Source organism: Collinsella sp. AM24-1 (genome assembly GCF_003470325.1).
GTDB lineage: Bacteria > Actinomycetota > Coriobacteriia > Coriobacteriales > Coriobacteriaceae > Collinsella.
In genome coordinates this window covers 1-4,450 of record NZ_QRHM01000041.1, presented here as the reverse complement: position 1 = coordinate 4,450, position 4,450 = coordinate 1, and the positions used below count along the sequence as shown (strand labels likewise).

The 4,450-nt window shown below is 60.0% G+C and carries 6 protein-coding genes; 3 read left to right on the top strand and 3 right to left on the bottom strand.

Annotated features, from left to right (window positions below; translation table 11 throughout):
* Window positions 1-218 precede the first annotated feature (218 nt).
* From mobV to DW661_RS09835, 3 genes are read left to right on the top strand one after another with little or no spacing between them, the layout of a single operon-like run.
* The gene (gene mobV / locus DW661_RS09845) at window positions 219-1,277 is read left to right on the top strand and encodes a MobV family relaxase (RefSeq protein ID WP_118935468.1); all 1,059 of its coding nucleotides are present in this window, start codon (window positions 219-221) and stop codon (window positions 1,275-1,277) included.
* Window positions 1,278-1,326: 49 nt separating this feature from the next.
* Complete coding sequence (locus DW661_RS09840) at window positions 1,327-1,581, top strand: hypothetical protein (protein WP_117843712.1); 255 nt, start codon at window positions 1,327-1,329, stop codon at window positions 1,579-1,581.
* Between the two features lie 2 nt (window positions 1,582-1,583).
* Window positions 1,584-1,865, top strand: coding sequence for a hypothetical protein (locus DW661_RS09835; protein ID WP_118935467.1), 282 nt, complete (start codon window positions 1,584-1,586; stop codon window positions 1,863-1,865).
* Between the two features lie 89 nt (window positions 1,866-1,954).
* Here the strand turns inward: DW661_RS09835 and DW661_RS09830 are convergent, their stop codons facing one another.
* From DW661_RS09830 to DW661_RS09820, 3 genes are all read right to left on the bottom strand, one after another.
* Complete coding sequence (locus DW661_RS09830; RefSeq protein ID WP_118935466.1) at window positions 1,955-2,341, bottom strand: hypothetical protein; 387 nt, start codon at window positions 2,339-2,341, stop codon at window positions 1,955-1,957.
* A 79-nt stretch (window positions 2,342-2,420) separates the two neighbouring features.
* A complete protein-coding gene (locus DW661_RS09825) occupies window positions 2,421-2,747 on the bottom strand; it encodes a hypothetical protein (RefSeq protein WP_118935465.1) in 327 nt (108 codons plus the stop codon).
* A 1-nt stretch (window position 2,748) separates the two neighbouring features.
* Window positions 2,749-4,173 carry a helix-turn-helix domain-containing protein gene (locus DW661_RS09820; RefSeq protein ID WP_118935464.1) on the bottom strand — a complete coding sequence of 475 codons (1,425 nt, stop codon included), beginning with the start codon at window positions 4,171-4,173 and terminating at the stop codon, window positions 2,749-2,751.
* Window positions 4,174-4,450 lie beyond the last annotated feature (277 nt).

Below are 4,450 nucleotides of genomic sequence, written 5' to 3'. Positions count from 1 at the left end.
CCCCCCCCCCCCCCGAACCCCGAACCCCGAACCCTGACGGCCTTCACGAACCCGCACGCGCCGCCGCGTGCGGTGCCAAAGACCACATTCATGTGGTCTGCGGAGCGACCCTAAGTCGCGGAGAACCGACGGTGGTACACTGTCGGCGCACCCCTTTTCATGATGAAAAGGGGAGTGCGTTACCCTTTTGTTCCAAAAGTCGGGAGGTGCCGCCGCCGATGGGTAAGCAGTACGCAATCCTTCGAGTCCAGAAGTGCAAGGGTGCCAAGATAGGTGCCATGCAGTACCACAACGACCGCGAGCCGGGAAAGCACACGAACCCGGACATTGACCAATTCCGAACCCGGCTGAACCGCGAGATGTGCCCGCACGCCGACTACGAGGGCGAGATTCAGGCGAGGATTGACGCGGGCTACAGGGGCACCCGCAAGGTGCGCAAGGATGCCGTGAGACTCGTCGAGGGCATCGTGACGGCAAGCCCGGAGTTCTTCGAGGGCGCGAGCGCCGAGGAGGTGAGGGACTTCTTCGAGGACGCGCTCGGATTCTGCCGCGAGGAGTTCGGGGAGTCGAATCTGGTGCACTTCACGGTGCATATGGACGAGGAGACCCCGCACGCCCACTTCGGCTTCGTGCCGCTGAAAGACGGCAAGCTCTCGTGGAAGGGGTTCTTCCCTGACAAGGCGGCGCTCGGTGCGATGCAGGACAGGTTCTATGGGCGCGTAGGGGCGCTGTACGGCCTTTCTAGGGGTGAGAAGCGCTTGGAGGGTCAACCGGCAAGGCGGCACAAGTCCGTGGCCGAATACAAGGCCGAGAGCCGCCGAGTTCAGGCCGAGCTGGACGAGAAGGCCGAGCAGCTCGAAGCGGCACGGGAGGAGCTTGCATCCACCAGGGCGCAGCTCGCCGAGTGCAGGTCGCAGGTCGAGGGCTTCGCCGCGAGGTTCGAGCGCATCAAGGCCGAGCTGGCGCAGATAGCCGAGTGCCTGTCGGTGCGCGGCTTCCTCGGGAGCTTCAAGGCCAAGCTCGCCGAGTTCGCCGAGAACCCTATCTGCAAGGCCGCACTCGCGGCAGGTCGCGACTTCATGACGGCACGTGACGGCAGACGAGCGGAGAAGGTGCTCGTCAACGGTGCCAGGGAGAAGGTCGTGGAGATGGAGGGGCTGTCGAGGGAGATGGGCGAGTGGTCTCTGCTCGATGAAGCCGGGGATATGAGGGGTGCCCGCAGGGAGCTTGACGGCCACGAAGCCCCAGCGCGACCGATCGATAATCAGGTGCTTTAATCAGGTATACCCATCTGGTATACTTATTGGGGAAGAAAGGAGAACGGCAATGGTCAGAGTGCATGGGAACGCCCTCAAGCACGGGCTTACCAGCGAGGAAGTCGCGTATGCGTGGGAGAACCCGATTAGGTGCCGTCAGCGAAACGGCACGGATGACCCGCCGCTCTGGATTTCGGTCGGCTCGCTTCCCGACGGGAGGTTTGCCGAGCTGATTGGATTCATGGATATCGACGGCGTTTGGTGCGTGTTCCACGCGATGGTGCCGCCGACGAAGAAGTTCAAGCGTGAGCTGGGATGGAGGTAGACATGAACGGAATCGTTGCCGAGAACGGCAAGGTCGTTACCGATGAGATGATTGCCGATTGGGAAAGCGCTCTCGAACGCGACGAGTGGCCAAGCGGATGGGTGAATGTAGGCGAAATCGTCGAGGGGAAACTCCCGAAAGCAGCGCCCGAGACGGTGACGCTGTCCCTCAAGGTTCCAGTTGCGATGAAGCGGGCTCTTGAGAAGGAAGCGAAGGCCGAGGGCAAGTCGACGGGTGCGTATGCCCGCGGAATCCTCGCCGATGGTCTCATGGCCATAGCGTAAAGCAGCAGGGGAGCTAACAGAAAGGGGAGCCTTGAAGGCTCCCCTTTCCTGCCGGCGACCCTGTTGTAATTTGGGTCAGAGCTTCATGGCTAGCCCCTCCAAGCCCTCCTGAGCCTTTGCCAGCGGCTCAGCTTCTGCTCGGTCGATTCCAGCGCGAGCGTCTGGGCGGTCTCGTGGTGGAGCGCCTGAGCGCCCTGCACGGCCTTGGTGCTGTCGGCCACGGTCTCCATGAGCTTGGCTATCTGCTCGTCCTTCTTGGCGAGCTGGGAATCCTTGACGGCGAGTTGGGCAACCAGCGCGGACACCGCCGTCGATTCCGTCGATTCACCGCCGTCGGCAGCGCTGGCAATCTGTCTGGCAAATCGTATGGCACGCTCGACGGCAGCACCCTGCGACACACTCCATTCGGTGGAGAGTTCCACCAGTTCATCGTATATGTCTTCCTCGATTCGGAATGTCTTCTTAACCTTGGCCACCGTCGGCTCCAGTCTGGCAAAGTGTCTGGCAAAACGTCTGGCACGTATTCAACCACATCGGTGTTTCCCTTCCCAGTCCCTAATCGAAAATGCGTTCCGGGCTGATATCCCGGATTACCTGTAGGTAGTCTTCGCCCTCCGGTTCATTCATGTCCTCATAGGTGCGCCATGACTTAATGTTCCGCATGACCCAAGGCTGTTTAGAAAGGGCGGCGCAAACAGGACACTGCGCTCCGAACTGCACCTCGCGGTTCTTTGCCTGCCAAGTGCCAAGACCGATGCGGACGTTACCCATTTGCTCCGCGTATGCTCCCACGCAATCGTAGAGGTCATCTACGTTGTAGCCATTCCTTTTTGCCTTCTCCTCATCGAACTCGATGGTGAAGCGCCAAGGCTTCGTTGCCATATCACTCACCCGCCTTGATTTCCGGCTCCGTCATATCGACGTGGATATGACCGTCCTCGTACCACGCGCCGTCCGGCAGGCCGTCGGTGTCGCGCTTCCAGTCCCTCAGCCACTTAATCACGGTCGTACGAGATATGCCAAGCGCCTTGGCTATTTCTGAGTGGCTGGCACCGGGATGCTCGCGGGCATAGGAGCGAATCAACTCACACTTTTCACCGCTTCCCTTTGGCCGACCGCTGTTTTCATACTCGTTCTCGCCGAGAACGTCGCGACGCATCTTGCGCAGCCCGTTTAGATACTCCATGTGCTGTGGCTGCTTCCTGTAGTTCCGCTTGTTTTTCGGGATCGCTATTCCCGATATCCTCTCCAAGTCCTTGATGGGGAACTTCTTGTACCGAAGGTCGAGGCATTCGAGAGCGTTCTCGACCTCATGGTCGTTGCCGAACGGGTGCTCGGTGTCTACCGAATCCAGGAACGGCACCAGCGAATCCATGTCCGCCTTGACGCGTTCGCGGTCGGTGATGCCGCACTTCACGGCGTATATCGCCAGAGCCATCAGGCAGAAGTACCTATGGCTGAACGTCGCACCCGCGCGTATCTTGCGCAGCCACCAGTTGTAGAGGTCTTCCTTGGCATCCCACGAGCCGTCGGCGCGTCCGCCGCCGACGATGACCTTCTCGTACCACTCGGGGAATCTCTCCTTGGCCTGTTCGAGCGTGTACCTCGTCTCCCTCCACTTCTTCGACAGGTCTACCTGCTGTTCCGGGGGAAGGAAGTCGTTCAGCTCTTCGAGCGAGAAGGGGTGCGTGTTGACCGCGAACGCCCTGACCGTGCCGCCGTCCTTCGTCTTGCCGCCGATGACGCGGAACCCTTGGTTGATGCCCTGATGCTGCGGGTGCTCCCATTCCCTCGACGTATGCTTGTTCCACATCCTGTCGGTCAGGTGGTACTTCATGTCCTTCAGCAGGCTCTTGGTGTTCGGGTATAGGTCGGCGGGTTCCTCGAGGACGTAGTACAGATGAACGTTGTGGCCGCTCAGGATGATGTAGTTCGGCTCGGGATAAACGGGGTAGTCGCTTCGGCAGTTGTACAGGAAGGCCGTGAGCGTGCCGTCATCCTGCCCGTCGAGGTCGAAAATCATGGCGCACATCTTGCTCTGCGCGTCGGCGGTGTTCGCCCTGCCCCAGTAGGTGAGACCGTTCGTTATCGCCCAGTTCGCATCGCGGAACTCGGCAAGGGTCTCCTCGAACGTGTCCTCGAACAGGATTCGGCGGCGTCTCCTGTCTCCGACGAGCTTCCCGTCGCTATCGTAATGCCCGCCGAACGAGCCGAGGATTATCGGGTTGGCCTTGTGCAGCCCGCCCGGCTCGCCCTCCGTCTGGATGAAGCCATCGCCGAGCTGGAAGATGTCCGAGTAGACTCCCATGGCCGACACCTCGGAAGCCCCGTATTCGAGAAGAACAGACTCAAGAGACAACCCGCTCACCAACCCATCCCGGAAGCCCTCATAGGCACGTTATCTTATCAATGATTTTATTGTACACCTAGAGCCAAAGAAAAAGCCCCCTCGCGGAGACCCATCCCGGAAGCCCTCACAGGCACGTTATCTTATCAATGATTTTATTGTACACCTAGAGCCAAAGAAAAAGCCCCCTCGCGGAGACCCATCCCGGAAGCCCTCACAGGCACGTTATCTTATCAAT

Coding starts and splice junctions, on each gene's coding strand:
- mobV (WP_118935468.1), top strand. CDS start 219: ATGGGTAAGCAGTACGCAATCCTTCGAGTCCAGAAGTGCAAGGGTGCC.
- DW661_RS09840 (WP_117843712.1), top strand. CDS start 1,327: ATGGTCAGAGTGCATGGGAACGCCCTCAAGCACGGGCTTACCAGCGAG.
- DW661_RS09835 (WP_118935467.1), top strand. CDS start 1,584: ATGAACGGAATCGTTGCCGAGAACGGCAAGGTCGTTACCGATGAGATG.
- DW661_RS09825 (WP_118935465.1), bottom strand. CDS start 2,747: ATGGCAACGAAGCCTTGGCGCTTCACCATCGAGTTCGATGAGGAGAAG.
- DW661_RS09820 (WP_118935464.1), bottom strand. CDS start 4,173: ATGGGAGTCTACTCGGACATCTTCCAGCTCGGCGATGGCTTCATCCAG.